Source organism: Ectothiorhodospira marina (assembly GCF_900109495.1).
Lineage (GTDB): Bacteria > Pseudomonadota > Gammaproteobacteria > Ectothiorhodospirales > Ectothiorhodospiraceae > Ectothiorhodospira > Ectothiorhodospira marina.
In genome coordinates this window covers 1-16,019 of record NZ_FOAA01000021.1, presented here as the reverse complement: position 1 = coordinate 16,019, position 16,019 = coordinate 1, and the positions used below count along the sequence as shown (strand labels likewise).

Annotated in this window: 14 protein-coding genes; 7 read left to right on the top strand and 7 right to left on the bottom strand. The window is 65.5% G+C overall.

Annotation, left to right across the window (positions count from 1 at the left end; translation table 11 throughout):
• Positions 1-162: 162 nt before the first annotated feature.
• The 4 genes from BMY52_RS14005 to BMY52_RS15465 are packed head-to-tail and all read left to right on the top strand — an operon-like array spanning position 163 to position 4,116.
• Complete coding sequence (locus BMY52_RS14005) at positions 163-987, top strand: FixH family protein (RefSeq protein WP_090255471.1); 825 nt, start codon at positions 163-165, stop codon at positions 985-987.
• Positions 984-3,767 carry a heavy metal translocating P-type ATPase gene (locus BMY52_RS14000; protein ID WP_090255469.1) on the top strand — a complete coding sequence of 928 codons (2,784 nt, stop codon included), beginning with the start codon at positions 984-986 and terminating at the stop codon, positions 3,765-3,767. The genes BMY52_RS14005 and BMY52_RS14000 overlap by 4 nt, the downstream gene beginning before the upstream one ends.
• Entirely contained in the window at positions 3,764-3,964 is a 201-nt protein-coding gene (ccoS, locus tag BMY52_RS13995) for a cbb3-type cytochrome oxidase assembly protein CcoS (protein ID WP_090255467.1), read from the top strand. Before BMY52_RS14000 ends, ccoS begins: the two co-directional genes overlap by 4 nt.
• Positions 3,961-4,116 carry a hypothetical protein gene (locus BMY52_RS15465; protein ID WP_177169980.1) on the top strand — a complete coding sequence of 52 codons (156 nt, stop codon included), beginning with the start codon at positions 3,961-3,963 and terminating at the stop codon, positions 4,114-4,116. Before ccoS ends, BMY52_RS15465 begins: the two co-directional genes overlap by 4 nt.
• A gap of 86 nt (positions 4,117-4,202) precedes the next feature.
• Here BMY52_RS15465 and rpoH read toward each other — a convergent pair whose 3' ends face one another.
• The 5 genes from rpoH to ftsY all read right to left on the bottom strand — a co-directional run bounded on the left by rpoH (position 4,203) and on the right by ftsY (position 8,792).
• Positions 4,203-5,060 carry an RNA polymerase sigma factor RpoH gene (gene rpoH, locus BMY52_RS13990; RefSeq protein ID WP_090255466.1) on the bottom strand — a complete coding sequence of 286 codons (858 nt, stop codon included), beginning with the start codon at positions 5,058-5,060 and terminating at the stop codon, positions 4,203-4,205.
• Between the two features lie 169 nt (positions 5,061-5,229).
• On the bottom strand, positions 5,230-5,622 hold the full coding sequence (locus BMY52_RS13985; protein ID WP_090255518.1) for a DUF6858 family protein: 393 nt from the start codon (positions 5,620-5,622) through the stop codon (positions 5,230-5,232).
• Between the two features lie 255 nt (positions 5,623-5,877).
• Complete coding sequence (gene ftsX, locus BMY52_RS13980) at positions 5,878-6,837, bottom strand: permease-like cell division protein FtsX (protein WP_090255464.1); 960 nt, start codon at positions 6,835-6,837, stop codon at positions 5,878-5,880.
• Positions 6,834-7,508 carry a cell division ATP-binding protein FtsE gene (ftsE, locus tag BMY52_RS13975; protein WP_090255462.1) on the bottom strand — a complete coding sequence of 225 codons (675 nt, stop codon included), beginning with the start codon at positions 7,506-7,508 and terminating at the stop codon, positions 6,834-6,836. The genes ftsX and ftsE overlap by 4 nt, the downstream gene beginning before the upstream one ends.
• A 27-nt stretch (positions 7,509-7,535) precedes the next feature.
• A complete protein-coding gene (gene ftsY / locus BMY52_RS13970) occupies positions 7,536-8,792 on the bottom strand; it encodes a signal recognition particle-docking protein FtsY (protein ID WP_425429244.1) in 1,257 nt (418 codons plus the stop codon).
• A 191-nt stretch (positions 8,793-8,983) separates the two neighbouring features.
• Between ftsY and BMY52_RS13965 the strand changes: the two genes are divergently transcribed.
• From BMY52_RS13965 to rsmD, 3 genes are all read left to right on the top strand, one after another.
• On the top strand, positions 8,984-10,360 hold the full coding sequence (locus tag BMY52_RS13965) for a M16 family metallopeptidase (RefSeq protein WP_090255459.1): 1,377 nt from the start codon (positions 8,984-8,986) through the stop codon (positions 10,358-10,360).
• A gap of 224 nt (positions 10,361-10,584) precedes the next feature.
• On the top strand, positions 10,585-11,880 hold the full coding sequence (locus BMY52_RS13960; RefSeq protein ID WP_090255457.1) for a M16 family metallopeptidase: 1,296 nt from the start codon (positions 10,585-10,587) through the stop codon (positions 11,878-11,880).
• Positions 11,877-12,518 carry a 16S rRNA (guanine(966)-N(2))-methyltransferase RsmD gene (gene rsmD / locus BMY52_RS13955; RefSeq protein WP_245740904.1) on the top strand — a complete coding sequence of 214 codons (642 nt, stop codon included), beginning with the start codon at positions 11,877-11,879 and terminating at the stop codon, positions 12,516-12,518. The genes BMY52_RS13960 and rsmD overlap by 4 nt, the downstream gene beginning before the upstream one ends.
• Here the strand turns inward: rsmD and BMY52_RS13950 are convergent.
• Together BMY52_RS13950 and BMY52_RS13945 are read right to left on the bottom strand one after the other, a co-directional pair.
• Positions 12,442-13,326 carry a fructosamine kinase family protein gene (locus BMY52_RS13950; protein ID WP_090255455.1) on the bottom strand — a complete coding sequence of 295 codons (885 nt, stop codon included), beginning with the start codon at positions 13,324-13,326 and terminating at the stop codon, positions 12,442-12,444. The two genes, rsmD and BMY52_RS13950, sit on opposite strands and share 77 nt — an antisense overlap.
• 366 nt (positions 13,327-13,692) lie before the next feature.
• Positions 13,693-15,735 (bottom strand): transglycosylase SLT domain-containing protein, encoded by a 2,043-nt coding sequence (locus BMY52_RS13945; protein WP_090255454.1) that lies wholly within the window; start codon positions 15,733-15,735, stop codon positions 13,693-13,695.
• Between the last annotated feature and the right edge of the window lie 284 nt (positions 15,736-16,019).

Sequence of the window (16,019 nt, the reverse complement as noted above, 5' to 3'; positions counted from 1 at the left end):
AACTTCCCGACCAAAGGGGAGGAGGGGCTATCAGCTTCCCGACCAAAGGGGGAGGAGGGGCTATCAACTCCCTTCTCCCCTTGGGGGAGAAGGGCCGGGGATGAGGGGGGAGGCGGGCGTTGTGTCTGAATTGATACCTACTTTCAGCAGGTCAACAACATCATGGATCCTTTAGTCCTCACCCTCAGCCTGGGCGTCCTCGCCGGCATCGTCCTGTTCTTTGTGCTCTATCGCTTCACTCGTCTGCGGGCTTACCAAACGTCGCTGACGGTGCTGGTGTTCACCCTGCTGGTGTTCATCCCCATCGCCGTGGTCTTCTGGCCCGGGGCGGATGTGTTTGCCATCCATCTGGCCTTCTACGTGATCACCCCTTACGGCCTGGGCATCATCATGAACCAGATCGAGGCCCAGAAGGGGCGGGGGGAGAAGGCGGGCAGACTGCGGGTGCACTGGGCGCCGGCTGCCATCATCGGGTTCTTTATCGTCATTGCCACGGTCAACGGCATCCTGGTGACCGTGGCTCATCAGGGCATGCCCAGCCATCTTGTGGGGCGTCTGCTGCCGGAGCCACGCAGTGGCGCCGAGCAGGTGACCTCCTTCTTCCCGGGTACGGCCGTGCACATCTCTCACAAGAATCAGGCCCTGGCCCAGGAGTACATGCAGCAGGCCCAGGTGCAGGCCCAGCGGGGCTGGCAGGTGCATCAGGGATGGCTGGAGGCGCCCCGTATGGATCGTGCCAATACCTTTCAGGTGCAGGTCACCGACCGGGACGGCGACCCGGTCACCCGGGCGCGGGTGGTGGGTGAGTTCCTGCGACCGTCCGATGAGCGCATGGATCAGGTGTTCGAGATGCGTGAGGTGGGGCCGGGTCTGTACCAGACGCAGTTGCGCTTCCCAGCCCCGGGGCGCTGGGATCTATTGCTGCAGGTATACCGTGGTGAGGATCTCCACGAACAGCGTGGTGTCACCTCCGTGAGGGAAGGGTGACCCGGGAGTCTTGTTATCACTGCGGTTTGCCAGTGCCCGAGGGCAGCGATTTTCGCCGGGAGGTACTGGGGGAGGAGCGGGCCTTTTGTTGCCCGGGCTGTCTGGCGGTGGCGGGAGCCATTGTCGAGGCCGGTCTGGAGGACTATTACCGGCACCGCACCGAGACCCCCGATGGCCCACCAGACCCGCTGGCGCCCCTGGCAGGTCTGGATCTATACGATACCGAGCAGGTACAGCGCGGCTTCGTGCATGTGGCTGAGGGGGATGTGCGCGAGGCCTCGCTGATGCTGGAGGGCATCACCTGTGCTGCGTGTGTGTGGTTGAGTGAGCGCCATGTGAAGGCCTTGCCGGGGGTGCTGGATTTCTCGGTGAACTATTCCACGCATCGGGCCCGGGTGCGCTGGGATGCCAGCCGGGTTCAGCTGAGCCGGATCCTCCAGGCCGTCCATGAGATCGGCTATCGGGCCCATCCCTTTGATCCGGGGCGTCAGGAGGCCTCGTTCAAACGGGAGCGGGACCGTGCCCTGAGGCGCCTGGCGGTGGCCGGGCTGGGCATGATGCAGGTGATGATGATCGCCGTGGCCCTGTGGCTGGGGCACGATGTCCCTGGGCAGGAAGGCATGATGCGCTTCCTGCGCTGGGTGGCCCTGTTCATCGCCACGCCGGTGGTGGTGTATGCGGGCGCCGGTTTCTTTACCTCGGCCTGGCGGGATGTGCGTCGGCGTCGGCTGGGGATGGATGTGCCGGTGGCCCTGGCCATCGGTTCCACCTATCTGGCCAGCGTCTGGGCCACCGTCACCGGGAGTCATGAGCATGTGTATTTCGAGTCGGTGACCATGTTTGTCTTCTTCCTGCTCACCGGGCGGTATCTGGAGATGTCGGCGCGTCAGCGGGCGGGGCAGGCCACGGAGGCGCTTGGGCGGTTGTTGCCCGCGGCGGCCACACGGTTGACCGAGGCGGGTGAGGAGCAAGTGTCGGTGACCGAACTCTCTCCAGGGGATCGAGTGCGTGTTCGCCCAGGAGAGGCGGTCCCCGCGGACGGTACGGTGGAATCCGGACGCTCCAGCGTGGATGAGTCGCTGCTGACGGGGGAGAGTATGCCCCGGGCGCGGGGGCGCGGTGATCGTTTGACCGGGGGGACGATGAATGTGGAGAGCCCCCTGGTGATGCAGGTGGAACGGGTGGGCGCCGATACGGTGCTTTCGGCCATTCAGCGTCTGCTGGACCGTGCGCAGACCCAGAAGCCGCGTCTGGCGGTGCTGGCGGAACGGGGTACCGGGTGGTTCGTGGGGGCCGTGCTGGTGCTCACGGCGCTGGTGGGGTTGGCTTGGTGGTGGATTGATCCGGCCCGGGCCTTCTGGGTGATGGTGGCCATGCTGGTGGTGAGTTGCCCCTGCGCCCTGGCCCTGGCCACACCCGCGGCGATCACGGCGGCCACCGGGGCCTTGACCGGGCGCGGCCTGCTGACGGCCCGAGGTGAGGCCCTGGAGGGGCTGGCCAGCGTGACCGACATGGTGTTCGACAAGACAGGCACCCTGACGGAGGGGCGGTCGAGTCTTCGGGAGGTGGTGTTGTTGGGGGCGATGGATCGCCGCGCCTGTCTGAAAATGGCAGCGGTGCTGGAGGTGGGCTCGGGGCATCCGGTGGCCCGGGCTTTGCTGGAGGCGGCGGAGGATGAGGTGAATGCCTGGGCTTGTGAGGCTTCGACATTCGCGGCCGGGGGCCGCTCCCACGGGGGCGGAGTTCTGGCCCCGGAGGCCGGTGCTGATGGGGATGGCATGTGGGAGCGGCCCTCGGCCGCAAAAGGGGAGGCACCGGACGATGACGGGCCCCGGACCTTCCCGGGCCTGGGTGTCGAGGGCTGGGTTAACGTGAAAGAACCAAGGTTCAGCTACAGGCACTCCCTTCTCCCCCTCGGGGGAGAAGGGCTGGGGATGAGGGGGAGGGGGCAGGCACTGTGCCAATCCTCGCCCCTCACCCCAACCCCTCTCCCCGCAGGGGAGAGGGGCCTGAAGCGTATCTTTAATCATTGGGGGGATTCACTACCGCGATGCATGAGCGTTAAGGGTAAGCGGGTGCGCCTCGGCAGTCCCCGGTTTGTGGCCGAACTGATTGGCGGCGAGGCAGGCAGCCACCTTCTCGAAGTGGCCCGGCAACATACTCAACATGGTACTGTCGTCGCCCTGGGTGACGAGACCGGCCCGCTGGCCCTGTTCACCCTGGAGGACCGCCTTCGATCGGATGCCTTGTCGACGGTGCAGGCACTGAGGGAACGCGGCCTGAGTCTGCATGTCTTCTCGGGTGATGACCCGGCCACCGTGAGCCGCCTGGCCCGGGGGCTGGGCATCGATGATGCCCGGGGCGGCCTCACCCCCGCCGACAAGCTGGAGGCCCTTGAAGCCCTGGAGGCGCAAGGCGCCCGGGTGGCCATGGTGGGCGATGGGGTGAACGATGCCCCGATACTCTCCCGGGCCACGGTATCCCTGGCCATGGCCGGAGGCACACAATTGGCTCAGGCCAGCGCCGACATGATCCTCTACCGGGATCAACTGGCGGTACTGCCGGCGGGTCTGGACAAGGCCCGGGAAACAGCGCGAGTGATCCGTCAGAACATCGGTTGGGCCATTGGCTACAATTCCATCGCATTACCCGTGGCGGCCCTGGGCCTGATTACACCCTGGATCGCGGCGCTGGGGATGTCCCTGAGTTCGCTGCTGGTGGTGGTCAATGCCCTGAGGTTGCGTGACCAGCGTCTGACGGGCGGGAGTGACGGCACATGAACATCCTGTATCTGCTGATCCCTCTGGGGATCATCTTCATGGCAGTGATCCTGGCGGCGTTTCTGTGGACGGTGCGTGCCGGGCAATATGACGATATGGAGGGTCCGGCTCATCGGATCCTCATGGACGACGATGACCCCCGGATCCCACGTCGGGATCCCGTATCCCGGGAGCCCCGGGAGGAGGATAAGCGATGATCAGCAAATTATCGGAATGGGCCGCCGCAGCCCGCCGCCTGCCAGTGCTCAGGCACCCCATGTTCAGTTTCGACAACGGCGCCATGACCTTTGTAGTGGCGCTGGTCATCCTGGCCTGGCTGAGCTTTTTCTCGGTGATCCTGCTGGGGTAGGGCGCAAAAAGGGGACAGACACCTTTTCCGAGCGCGCCGCTGGCGCGCGGAAAAGGTGTCTGTCCCCTTTTTGCTTTTTGCTTCCTTTACGCCGTCATTGCCTTGCGTAGCTTGCCGATGGCGTTGTTTTCCAGTTGCCGGATGCGCTCGGCGGAGACGCTGTATTCGGCGGCCAGTTCGTGCAGTGTGGCCTTGTCCTCGGCCAGCCAGCGGCGGGCAAGGATCTGGCGGCTGCGATCGTCCAGGGTCTCAAGCGCCTGTTGCAGGCGGGCGTGATGGTAGCTGTCCCAGTCGCTGCGTTCCAGGGCCTGGGCCGGGTCGTCGTTGTGGTCGGTCAGGGACGCGGAGGGGGGCAGGTAGTGGGTGTCGTCATCCTGGGGTTCCGGGTCGAAACTCATGTCCTGACCGGCCATGCGCGATTCCATCTCCATGACTTCGCGCGGGGTGACGCCCAGGTCCCGGGCCACGGTCTCCACTTCATCCTGATTGAACCAGCCCAGGCGCTGCTTGGCGCTGCGCAGGTTGAAGAACAGCTTGCGCTGAGCCTTGGTGGTGGCCACCTTGACGATACGCCAGTTGCGCAGCACGAATTCGTGGATCTCGGCCCGGATCCAGTGGACAGCGAAGGAGATCAGCCGGACGTTCATCTCCGGATCAAAGCGCTTGACCGCCTTCATCAGGCCGATATTGCCCTCCTGGATGAGGTCCCCCAGGCCCAGCCCGTAGCCGGAATACCCGCGGGCGATATGCACCACAAACCTCAGGTTGTGCATGACCAGTGTGCGGGCGGCCTCCAGGTCCTGGTGGTCGCGCAGGCGACGGGCCAGGGCCTTTTCATCTTCGGCCTCCAGCACGGGCAATTGGTTGACCGCCTGGACGTAGCTCTCCAGGTTGCCGACCGGTACGGCCAGGTTGTCTTTCGTGGCGACTAGCGCGGTGTTCATTGTTGGCGTCCTCCCCATTCCTACCGGAATACCGTGATTTTAGCAGTCTAGCCGTTGGAGTGCTAAGGGGGTGTGGAGTTCCTGGGCAAAAATGGGCAGGCCGACCAGGTCAATGGTGAGTTGTTGCAGTGCAAAAAATAAATCTGTCCCCGTTTTTGCGTTTTTGGGATTATTTGTTGCAGACTGCCTTGGTCCATTCCTCCATGGCGTTGTTGGCCAATGGCATGGGGGCCTCAAGGAAATCGATGACGAAACGATCCGCCATCTCACATACGCCGATGGATCGGGGGCGAACGGCCATGGCGCGGGGGGTGGGGAGCTTGACGCCAAAGCAGAACAGGATGTGCTGGGCGTCCAGTATCTCGGGGGCAATCTCCCCGTCCTCGAATTGCTTGGTGTGACTGTAGTGGTCGAATTCCCCGATGTATTGGGCTACCGGGTGTGCGTCCACCTTTTCCTTGAAATAGGCCAGGATCTCCGGGACCGACTGAAACGTGGTCTCGGACTTGTTCACTTCAAAGTAGAAAACCGGGTACTTTTCCTGAAACAGGGTTTGTTTCATCAGATCACTCCCAAAATGCATTCACTTGAGTTGTGCCGCTGGATCAGGTGCTGATCCAGCGGCCTCCCGATGCGGGCGGCACCAGGCAGGGGCTGGGTCGCCTCCCTCTGTGCGCCCAAGCGTTCATTATCGAATTATTATTTTCTAATATTCAACCCTCGGAGCAAAAAGAGCGAAAAGGGGACGGACACCTTTTCTGAGCGCGCCGCTGGCGCGCGGAAAAGGTGTCCGTCCCCTTTTCCCGCCCTTTTCGCTCTAGGATGGCTCGATGTCCCGCAGGTGGCGGCCTACGGTGACCCAGGAGCCGGCCAGACCGAGGGTGGCGCCGGTGGCCAGGAGGGTGAGGCTGTCGGTGGCGGTGAGGCCCTGGATGCCGAACTGGCCGCCGTAGAGGGCGGCCAGGTCCTGGACCGGGTGGGCCAGGAGGATGCGGGTGAGGGTCACAATGAGCAGGGCGGTGAGGGCGCCGCCCAGGCCCAGCCAGAAGCCGCCGTACAGGAACGGACGGCGAATGAAGGCATCGGTGGCGCCCACCAGTTTAGCCACCTCGATCTCCTCGCGCCGGTTCTGGATATCCAGGCGAATGGTATTACCCACCACCAGAATGACCCCGAGACCCAACAGCAGCGCCAGAATCTCGGTGGTGCGCTCCAGGGTGTCCATGATGGCGTACAGGCGTTGCACCCATTGCATGTCCATGTCGGCACTTTCCACCTCGGGGAGTTGGTTGAGGGAGGCCACCAGGGCTTCCAGGTCGTTTGGCGACTGGGTGTTCAGGGCCGGAGTGACCAGGATGACGGCCGGTAACGGGTTTTCCCCCAGGGCGTCCACGGCGTCGCCAAACCCGGAATGGGTGCGGAATTCCTCCAGGGCCTGCTCGCGGGTGATCCCTTCGGCTGCGGCCACGTCGGATCGTTGCGCCAGGCGGCCGGCCAGGGCAGGAACCTGGTCATCCGTCACGGAGGCTTCCAGAAAGACGGAGATCTGCGCCGTGCGGTCCCACTGGGGCGTGACCTGTTGCAGGTTACCCAGGATGAGATAGAGGAGGCTGGGCAGGGTGAGTGCGATGGCAATCACCAGCAGGGTGAGTACGCTGGAAAACGGTGCCCGATAAAGCTTGCCCAGACTCAGCACCAGGGCCCGCAGATGATTGACGCCATAGGCCTGGAAGCGGGCGTGCATGGTGGGCTGGCTGAGGCGACGGCGCGATCTCATGCGGACTCCGGCGCACGTTCGCGCTGCAGATGCCCCTCGTGCAGCCGCACCATGGGCTTGCCCAGACTGGAGATGAGTTCCAGATCGTGGCTGGCGATCATCACGGTGGTGCCTACCTGATTGAAGCGGATGAACAGCTCCATGATCTCCCGGGACAGTTCCGGGTCCAGATTGCCGGTGGGTTCGTCGGCCAGCAGGATGGCCGGTTTGTGCACCACGGCCCGGGCGATGCCCACCCGCTGTTGCTCTCCACTGGAGAGGGTGATGGGGGCGGCGCCTTCCTTGTGCAGCAGGCCCACCCGGTCCAGGGCGGCCCGGGCGCGACGGGCGATCTCGTGTTGTCGGTAGCCCTGGATGACCAGGGGCAGGGCCACATTGTCGAAGACGCTGCGATCGTGCAGCAGGTGGTGATCCTGGAAGATGATGCCGATCTGGCGGCGAAAGTAAGGGACTTGCCGGGGGGCCATCCCCGCCAGGTCCTGATCGTTGACGATCAGTCGGCCGCGGGTGGGCCGCTCGATCAGGGCGATCAGCTTGAGCAGGGTGCTCTTGCCGGCGCCGGAGTGGCCAGTGAGAAAGGCCATGGCGCCCTTGTCCAGCTTGAGATTGATGCGGGACAGGGCCTCATGGCCGGTGGGATAGCGCTTGGTGACGTTTTTCAGGTGGATCATGGATTGGGGATGGCGCGAGGGGCGCCGTCACTCCTTTTGAGCGCCATCCGACAGCAGTGCCCGGGCAAAGTCCTTGGCGTCGAACTCGCGCAGGTCCTCGATGCTCTCCCCCACGCCGATGAAGCGCACCGGGATGCCCACCTTCTGGGCCATGGCAAACAGGATGCCGCCCTTGGCGGTGCCGTCCAGCTTGGTGACGGCAATGCCGGTCACGCCCATGGCCAGGTCGAAGTCCTGGGCCTGGTTGAGGGCGTTCTGGCCGGTGCCGCCATCCACCACCAGGAGGATTTCGTGAGGGGCTTCCGGCTCCAGGCGCTGTATCACCCGTTTGACCTTCTTGAGTTCGTCCATGAGATTGCTCTGGGTGTGCAGACGGCCGGCGGTGTCGGCGATGAGCACGTCCATGCCGCGGGCCTTGGCGGCCTGCAGGCCATCGTAGATCACCGAGGCGGAGTCGGCGCCCTTGCCCTGGGAGATCACCGGGGCCTGGTTGCGTTCACCCCAGGTCTGTAGCTGCTCCACGGCGGCGGCGCGGAAGGTGTCGCCCGCGGCCAGCATCACCGACAGGCCCTGGGACCGCAGGCGGTGGGTGAGCTTGCCGATGGTGGTGGTCTTGCCCGAGCCGTTGATGCCCAGCACCAGGATGACGTAGGGCTTGTGATCACGGTCGATCTGCAGGGGTTCCTGCACGGGTTGGAGCACATCTACCATGGCGGCTTCCAGGGCCTTGACCAGGGCCTCGGCGTCCTTGAGCTCCTTGCGGGCGACACGGGAGGTCAGGTTGTCCAGGATCTCCTCGGTGGCCTCGATGCCCACATCGGCCATCAGCAGGCGGGTTTCCAGCTCTTCCAGCAGTTCATCGTCGATGGCCTTCTTGCCCATGACCAGACCGGCCATGCCATCGGTGAGGGTGGAGGAGGTCTTGGACAGGCCCTTGCGCAGGCGGGAGAAGAGGCCGGCCTTGCTGGCGGGGGGGGCTTCCTGGTCGGCAGGGGTCTTGTCGGGTTCTGGCTTCGCGGCCGAGGGCTGCTCCCACGGTTTGTCGGCCGCCGGGGGGGCCGGGGCCTTGGCTTCCGCGGGCTTGGGCTCGGGTGCCTTGTCGGGTTCTGGCTTCGCGGCCGAGGGCTGCTCCCACGGTTTGTCGGCCGCCGGGGGGGCCGGGGCCTTGGCTTCCGCGGGCTTGGGCTCGGGTGCCTTCGGGGGCTGGGGTGGTTGGACCTTGGGGGCGTCCCTGGGCGCATCCTTGGGCGCAGGGCCGGCCTTGTCCCGCCTGGGAGACCTGATACCCTCGGGGGCCTCAATGATCTCCAGAGCCTCGAAGGTCGCGTTGTCTTCCGAGGTCTTGGGGGCCTCGGAAGGCTTGGGGGCCTGGGTGGGCTCCTCGGGCTTTTTCTTCTTTCTGAAACCGAACATGGGTTGAGAAGGTCTACGGTGATCAAGTTGCCACATCCTACCACTGAGGAACGTCCGCCGAAATGAAACAGAAAGCCCTGCTGCTTTGCCTTGCATTGCTCCTGTTCGGCACCGGCCCTGCGCTGGCCGGGTCGGGGAGCGACGTCTTTGAATATGAACTGGACAACGGCATGAAGGTGCTGGTGCGCCCCGACACCCGGGCGCCCGTGGTGTCGTCCATGGTGTGGTATCGGGTGGGTGCAAGCCATGAGCATGGGGGCATCACCGGGGTCTCCCATGCCCTGGAGCACATGATGTTCAAGGGCACGGAGGCCCATCCGGCGGGAGAGTTCTCACGCATCATCGCCGAGTTGGGGGGCCGGGAGAATGCCTTTACCAGCCGCGATTACACGGCCTACTTCCAGCAACTGGCCGCCCGGCATCTGGACCGGGCCCTGGAACTGGAGGCGGACCGCATGCAGAACCTGACCCTCCCCGAGGATGCGTTCGTCCAGGAGATGCGGGTGGTGCGCGAGGAGCGCCGCCTGCGTACCGAGGACAACCCCAATGCCCTCACCCGGGAGCATTTCAATGCCACCGCCTGGCTCAACAGCCCCTATGGCATGCCGGTGATCGGCTGGATGGTGGATATCGACGAATACACCGTGGCGGATATGCGCGACTGGTACGAGCGCTGGTATGCCCCCAACAATGCCCTCCTGGTGGTGGTGGGGGACGTGGACCCGGATCACGTGCATGAGATGGCCAAGGCCCATTTCGGCGATATCCCCGCCCAGGCGTTGCCCCAGGTGAAATCCCGCACCGAGGCCCGCCAGCTGGGTGAGCGGCGCATCACCGTCAAGGCACCGGCACGGGTGCCGCAGCTGCTCATGGGCTACAAGGTGCCGGTGCTGCTCACCGCCGAGGCATCCTGGGAGCCTTATGCCCTACTGGTGGCTTCCGGCGTGCTCGACGGCGGCGAAAGTGCCCGCATCCCCCGGGAACTGGAACGGGAGCGGGAGTTGGTGGCCTCCGCCAGGGTGAGTTACACGCCGTTTTCGCGTCTGGACAACCTGTTCATGGTAAGCGCCACGCCCTCTTCCGATGCGGATCGGGACGAGGTGGAGCAGGCCCTGATTGAGGCCCTGGAACGGCTCAAGGACGAACCCGTCAGTGCGTCGGAACTGGAGCGGGTGAAGGCCCAGGTGGTGGCGCGGGATGTGTATCGCCGGGATTCCATCCAGGGGCAGGCCATGCAACTGGGCATGCTCGAAAGCGTGGGGTTGTCCTGGGAAGAGGGCGAGCGCTTCGCTGAGCGGGTGCGCGCGGTCACGGCTGAGCAGGTGCAGGAGGTGGCACGACGCTATTTCGATCCGGATCAACGTACGGTGGCCTGGCTGGACCCACAGCCCATCGATCCGGATGATCCGCCGAGCAACTTTGAAGGGCACCTGCGGTGAGGGGGTTGATGATGACTGGATTGTGGATGGTGAAGGGCAAACCGACTGTGGCTTCGATTTTCGCGGCCAAGGGCCGCTCCCACGGGAGGGGGGCATTGGCTTGGGAGGTTGAAGTGGATGGGGTTGAGTGTGGGAGCGGCGCTTTCGCCGCGAAGAGGGGGGCACTGGAGGGTGAGGGGGCTTCGATCTTCGCGGCCGAGGGCCGCTCCCACAGGTGGAAGGGGATGGTGTTGGCTCTGGTGCTGGTGTTTGGGCTGCCGGCAGGCGCCGGGGCGGGGGAGGATGACATCCAGCACTGGGAGACCGATAACGGGCTCAAGGTGTATTTCGTGCCGGCCCCCGCCCTGCCCATGGTGGACATGCGACTGGTCTTCAATGGCGGCAGTGCCCGGGACGGCGATCAGCCCGGATTGGCGCGGCTGACCAATACCCTGCTCTCCGATGGGGCTGGCGACTGGGATGCGGATGCCATCGCCGAGCGCTTTGAGGGCGTGGGGGCCCAGTTCAGCAGCGACTCGCAGCGGGACATGGCCATGGCCTCCCTGCGCACCCTCACCGAGGCGGACTGGATGGAGACGGCGGTGGAGACCTTTGTGACCACGGTGAGCCAGCCTCATTTCGAGCAGCGCGCGCTGGACCGGGCACGGCGCCAGGCCCGGGTGGCCCTGCAGGCCCAGGAGCAGAACCCGGGGGCGATCGCCCGGCGCACCTTCTATGAAGCGGTGTACGGCGATCATCCCTATGCGCGCATGCCCATTGGCACGCGGGAGGGCCTGGAATCCGTCACCACCGACGATCTGAAGGCCTTCCACGAACGCTATTATGTGGCCCGAAACGGTGTGCTGGCCCTGGTCGGTGGCCTGGATCGGGAGCAGGCCGAGGCGGTGGCCGAGCGGGTGGCCGCGGCCCTGCCTGAGGGGGAGCCGGCACCGGCCCTGCCGGAGGTGGCGGCCCTGGAGTCCGCCGAGACGGTGCGGGTGTCCTTCCCTTCCGAACAGGTACATGTGTTCATGGGGCAGCCCGGGATGGCCCGGGGGGATGAGGATTACTTCCCCCTGTATGTGGGCAACCACCGCCTGGGCGGTAGCGGGTTCACCTCCCGTCTGATGGATGAGGTGCGCACCCAGCGGGGGCTGGCCTATAGCGTGTTCAGCTATTTCTCGCCCATGTCCCAGGACGGACCCTTCATCATGGGGGTGCAGACCCAGGTGAGCCAGGCGGACGAGGCCATCGGCGTGATGCGCGCCACCCTGGAGGACTTCGTGGCCGAGGGGCTGGACAATGATGAGTTGAACGCCAGCGTGCGCAATATCGTGGGAGGCTTCCCGCTGCGCACGGCCAGCAATTCCGGGATCCTGGATCACGTGGCCATGATGGGCTTTTATGATCTGCCCCTGGATTTTCTGGACACCTTCACGGACAAGGTGGAGGCCCTGACCCCGGAGCAGGTGAACGAGGCCTTTGCGCGCCGCGTGGACCCTGATCGGATGGTGACGGTGATCGTCGGAGGCGAGGGTTGAGGGGCGCGCCGCGCCGGGGCGCCCCCGGGCGGCTGCGGATCATCGGCGGGGCCTGGCGCAGCCGTCGCTTGCCGGTGCCCCATGCGCCGGGCCTGAGGCCCACGCCGGATCGGGTGCGCGAGACCCTGTTCAACTGGCTGCAACCGATCATGCCTGGGGCCCGATGCCTGGATCTGTTCGCCGGCTCCGGGGCCCTGGGGTTTGAAGCGGCCTCGCGCGGGGCCGCGCGGGTGGTGATGGTGGAGCGTGATGCCCGGTTGGCGGGGCATCTGCGTGAGCAGGTGGCGGCCTTGGGCGCTCAGCAGATCGAGGTGCAGGCCCGGGATGGGCTGGGGTATCTCAGGCAGTGCGATGAGGGGTTTGATCTGGTGTTTCTGGATCCGCCCTATCGCACGGGGCTGCTGGTGGAGTCCATCGAGGCTCTGGAGCGCCCTGGGCTATTGCGACCGGGTGCGCGGGTGTATCTGGAATATGAGTCGGATGCGTCGGCGCCGGGATTGCCGGCGGGGTGGGAGGTGCTGCGGGAGACTCGGGCGGGGGAGGTCAGGGGGGTGCTTGTTCTTACCCCCGAACCTCCGCCAGTAGCCGCCGTGCCAACCGCTCCGACTGACCCGCATAGCCCCCACCAAACAGATTGAAGTGGTTCAGCAGGTGGTACAGGTTGTACAGGTCCTTGCGCACCCCATACCCCGGGTCCCGGGGCCACGTCGCATCGTAAGCCGCGTAAAAGTCCCGGTCGCAGCCGCCGAACAGCTCGGTCATGGCCACGTCCGTCTCCCGGTCGCCGTAGTACACCGCCGGGTCGAAGATCACCGGGTTGCCTTGCGCGTCTGAGTCGTGATTGCCGCCCCACAGGTCGCCGTGCAGGACCGAGGCCTGGGGCTGGTAGTCCTGGAAGAAGGCGGGCAGGGATTCCATCAACTCTTCCACGGCCTCCACCAGGGTTTGCCCGGCGCCCTGGCTTCGCGCACGCTCCACTTGGTAGCCCAGGCGATGCTCGCGCCAGAAATGAACCCAGTCGTTGCTCCAGGTATTGATCTGCGGCGTGCTGCCGATGGTGTTGTCCCGGTGCCAGCCATGGCGGGGCTGGGTGTGCTGGTGCAGCCGGGCCAGCTGTTCCCCGAAGACGCGGGAGTGGCGCGGACCGCCCAGGGGGATGTGTTCCATGATGAGGTAACTGCGCCCATCGGTGATGCCATGACACAAGGGTGTGGGCACGCGGATCTCCCCTGGCTCGCCCAGTGCCTGCAGGCCTTCGGCCTCGGCGGCGAACATGTCTTCCAGTTCCGGGCGGTTGAGCTTGACGAAGAAGCTGCGACCCTCCTTGCCTTCCAGCACCGCCGCCTCATTGATGCAGCCACCCCCGGCCCCCCGGTAGTTCTTGAGGGTGAAGGCCTTGCCACTGGCTTGGGTGATCTGGTGGGAGAGGTTTTGCCAGAGGGTCATGGTGGCTTGGGGGTGTGGGTGGAAGGTCAGGATGGAACGCTCTGCTGGGGGATGTAAAGGGGGTGGAGTGCCCGCCGCTTCCCCCTCATCCCCAGCCCTTCTCCCCCAGGGGAGAAGGGAGACGGGTCCCTCTGCGTTCGGGGGAGAAGGGAGACGGGGCCCTCTGCGTTCGGGGGAGAAGGGAGACGGGTCCCTCTGCGTTTGGGGGAGAAGGGAGACGGGGCCCTCTGCGCTCGGGGGAGAAGGGAGACGGGGCCCTCTGCGCTCGGGGGAGAAGGGAGACGGGGCCCTCTGCGTTCGGGGGAGAAGGGGGGTGAGCCCCTCTCCCGCTGGCGGGAGAGGGGTTGGGGTGAGGGCCTGAGCCCTTTATAGGCAAGGAGTCTCCGTATATCCCGGTGCATCGCAGATCTCTGTCAGCGGCTGGCTCAGGTGGTCATCGCCGGACCAGCGGGTTTGATGCAGGATCTGGGACTGACTCAATCGCGCGCGGGGTGTCACCGGCGGTAGCAGGCTGCTCAGGGTGGTGGGGGTCAGGCCCATGCGCACCTCGTAGATCACCTGATAGGCGAGCACACGGCGCACATAGTCGCGGGTCTCGTGGAAGGGGATCAGTTCAGCCCATACATCGGCGGGCAGCGTGTGATCGGGCAGCCAGCTGCGCACCCGGCCGGCGCCGGCGTTGTAGGCGGCGGTGGAGAGCATCGGATGCCCACCAAACCCCTCCAGATTGCGCTTGAGGTAATAGGTGCCGATGCTCACGTTGACCCGTGGATCCAGCAGTTGCAGGTTGTGGTTGATGCTCAGGCCCACGTTGGGGGCCATGGAGCGTCCGGTAGCGGGCATGATCTGCATCAGCCCCAGGGCCCCAGCGTGGGAGCGGGCATCCTCCATGAAGGCGCTTTCCTGACGGGCCACGGCCATGGCCCAGGCGGGGTTGATGCCCTGCTCCGAGGCCTTTTCAGTGATCAGCCCGGCGTGCACCAGGGGGAAACGCAGGTCGATGTCGTCATAGCGTTGGGCTCGGGCCGCCGCAAAGATGGCCCGATCGTGCCAGCCCGCGCCGCGGGCCAGGAGGGCGGCTGCCGCCAGGTCATCGCCCTCCAGTTGGTTTTGCAGGTAGAACCACTCCCGACGGGCGTCGATGTGGCGCCCCAGGGCACGCAGTTCCATGGCGCGTCGCAGGGTGTCGTGTTGGGCGATGTCTTCCAGGCGGCCGGGCTCCACCTCCAGCGGGCGATGGCCGATGCGATAGGGCGCATTGATGCGGTCGGCGGCGAGAAAGCCGTAGAAGTTGCGGCTTTCGGCAACTCGCGCGTACAGGGTGCGGGCGCTCTTGTCGTCGCCCAACTGCTCCAGGGCACGGGCATGCCAGTAGCGCCAGACATCCTCGCTACGGCTGTCAGCCGACAGGTGGGTGATGGCGCGGGCCACGGTCTCCCAGTCCTGGCCTGCCAGGGCGGCGCGGGCCTGCCATTGTCGAAGGGTATCATCGAACACAGCATGTGAAAGCGATGCCAGATGGGGCAGAGCCGCCTCGCGCTCGCGCACCGCCAGTCGCAGGGCGATGAAGCGCTGGGTGTCCAGGGCGTCCTGGCGGCTCAGTCCCCAGTCGGACTCCGCGCTTTCCCATATCTCCAGGGCCTTGCGTGGATCATCGCGGGTCAGTCGGTTGAAGGTGTGGGTGAGGAGTTCGCTGGCGTGGGGATGGGCGTCGGCTCGCCAGTGGATATCCTTGATGCCCTGGGGGTCTGCATGCAGGGAGATCCAGCGATCGGCCCAGGTGCGGTCTTCTTCCGGCATGTAGCGGCGCAGGTAGCGGGCCAAGCCGGTCTGGCCGGCCTGCATGGCGAGGCTGAAGCGATCCCAGGCGAGTCGGGGGGTCAGGCGGCCGGCGTCACGCCAGGCATCGAAGACGGGGTCGCAGGCATCGGGTTGAGATCGCCCCACCAGCCAGAGCGCTTCCACACCCTCCAGGGCCCGTTCGCGCTGGCCCGTCTTGAGCAGGGCCGTGTGGTGATGACAGGTGAGCGTGGTACCCAGCCCCTCCTGGTAGTGTTGTCGGTAGGTGCCCCAGTCTTCATCCCGGGCGAGTTGGGTGAGCCACCGGACCTGCAGGCGGCGCCCCGGCGGCGTATCGCCCCAGCGATCCAGGAATTGTTCTACCTCGCCCGAGGAGATTTGAGGGAATCGGTCGTTGAGGTCGGCATGCAGCAGGTAGGGCAGTAGCGGATACCCCTGAAGGGCCTTGACGCCCGTTTGGAAGGCCTGGCGGTCTCCGCGGTTCAGGGCCGATTCGGCGCGCTCGAAAGCATCGCGCTCGGCGGCGCTCTGGGAGGTGAGGGCCGCTGCCATTCCCGGCAGCAGGAGCAGGGCCGGAATGAGCAGGCCGGCCAGTCGGATCGATGACATGAATAAACCCCTTCCGGGTGAGTGCCCGGTGCACATCCATGGATGACTCTAAGGCCGTGACACAAGTTCCCGCAAGGGGGGCTGGTGTGGGAGCGGCCCTTGGCCGCGAAAGGGTGTGCCTCGGGCCCGGCGGTCTATCCGTGGGTTGTGATGGCCTGGGGGGTGGATAAGGGGCGGGTCAGAATGCCTGTACGCGTCCGGTAGGACCCATATAGACCCCCTCACTCCCCGCTGGCATTCTCCCCGCAGGCCTGGGTGCGCGGTTCCCAGTGATAGGGCAGCAG

Excerpts from the sequence above, each read along its gene's own strand:
- BMY52_RS13985 (WP_090255518.1), bottom strand. The coding sequence starts at position 5,622 with ATGAAACAAACCCTGTTTCAGGAAAAGTACCCGGTTTTCTACTTTGAA.
- ccoS (WP_090255467.1), top strand. The coding sequence starts at position 3,764 with ATGAACATCCTGTATCTGCTGATCCCTCTGGGGATCATCTTCATGGCA.
- rpoH (WP_090255466.1), bottom strand. The coding sequence starts at position 5,060 with ATGAACACCGCGCTAGTCGCCACGAAAGACAACCTGGCCGTACCGGTC.
- BMY52_RS13945 (WP_090255454.1), bottom strand. The coding sequence starts at position 15,735 with ATGTCATCGATCCGACTGGCCGGCCTGCTCATTCCGGCCCTGCTCCTG.
- ftsX (WP_090255464.1), bottom strand. The coding sequence starts at position 6,837 with ATGAGATCGCGCCGTCGCCTCAGCCAGCCCACCATGCACGCCCGCTTC.
- BMY52_RS13950 (WP_090255455.1), bottom strand. The coding sequence starts at position 13,326 with ATGACCCTCTGGCAAAACCTCTCCCACCAGATCACCCAAGCCAGTGGC.
- BMY52_RS13965 (WP_090255459.1), top strand. The coding sequence starts at position 8,984 with ATGAAACAGAAAGCCCTGCTGCTTTGCCTTGCATTGCTCCTGTTCGGC.
- BMY52_RS15465 (WP_177169980.1), top strand. The coding sequence starts at position 3,961 with ATGATCAGCAAATTATCGGAATGGGCCGCCGCAGCCCGCCGCCTGCCA.
- BMY52_RS13960 (WP_090255457.1), top strand. The coding sequence starts at position 10,585 with ATGGTGTTGGCTCTGGTGCTGGTGTTTGGGCTGCCGGCAGGCGCCGGG.
- BMY52_RS14005 (WP_090255471.1), top strand. The coding sequence starts at position 163 with ATGGATCCTTTAGTCCTCACCCTCAGCCTGGGCGTCCTCGCCGGCATC.
- ftsE (WP_090255462.1), bottom strand. The coding sequence starts at position 7,508 with ATGATCCACCTGAAAAACGTCACCAAGCGCTATCCCACCGGCCATGAG.